The organism is Micromonospora sp. DSM 43699, from assembly GCF_055517075.1.
Genome location: NZ_JBTMMT010000153.1, coordinates 1 through 1103, shown reverse-complemented (window position 1 = coordinate 1103; position 1103 = coordinate 1). Strand labels below are relative to the sequence as shown.

Sequence of the window (1103 nt, the reverse complement as noted above, 5' to 3'; positions counted from 1 at the left end):
GCCCAGTAGTGGCGTCGTTGGAACGGATACGTCGGCAGATCCACCACCCGCGCACCCGAACCCGCAAACACACTCGCCCAATCCACCCCCACCCCACCGACGAACCCCTCACCCACCGACCGCAAGAACCGATCCCAACCACCCTCACCCCGCCGCAACGACCCCACCACCACCGGCCGCAACGCCGGGTCCACCGCAGCCACCGAATCCAATACCCCACCCACCAACACCGGATGAGCAGAGCACTCGACAAACCTGGAGAACCCATCACCCACCAACCGGCTCACCGTGTCAGAAAACAACACCCGCTCCCGCAAATTCCGATACCAATACCCACCATCCAAACCCGCCCCATCCACCAACCCACCCGACACCGACGAATAAAACGGCACCACCCCCGAAACAGGACACAACCCCTCAAGCAACACCCCCAACCGCGCCTCCACCGCCTCCACATGCACCGAATGCGACGCATAATCCACCGCCACCCGCCGCACCCACACACCATCACGCTCACACTCACCAACAAACCCCTCCACACCCTCCACATCCCCCGACACCACCACCGACGACGGACCATTCACCGCCGCCACACCCAACCGCCCACCCCACCCCACCAACCGACCCTCCACAACACCCACCGACAACCCCACCGACACCATCGCACCCCGACCAGCAAGCACCTCACCAACCACCCGCGACCGCACCACCACCACCCGCGCACCATCAACCACCGACAACACACCCCCCACCACCGCAGCCGCCACCTCACCCTGCGAATGCCCCACCACCGCATCCGGCACCACACCCAACGACATCCACAACCGCCCCAAAGACACCATCACCGCCCACGACACCGGCTGCACCACATCAACCCGACCCCACAACCCCCCACCCCCCACACCACACACCACCTCACGCAAATCCCAATCCACAAACCCCGCCAACGCCCGCCCACACTCCACCATCGACGCCGCAAACACCTCCGACTCCCCCCACAACACCGCACCCATCCCCACCCACTGCCACCCCTGACCCGGAAACACAAACACCACCCCACCACCACCCGAACCCGAACCCGAACCCACCGAACCCACCACCAC

General features: G+C 65.1%; 1 protein-coding gene. It reads right to left on the bottom strand.

Going from position 1 to position 1103, the window contains the following annotated elements; genetic code table 11:
* Positions 1 to 1055, bottom strand: a 1055-nt coding sequence (locus tag AC0AIB_RS30990; RefSeq protein ID WP_465098044.1) for an acyltransferase domain-containing protein, incomplete at its 3' end; no start/stop codon positions are given.
* Positions 1056 to 1103: the final 48 nt, after the last annotated feature.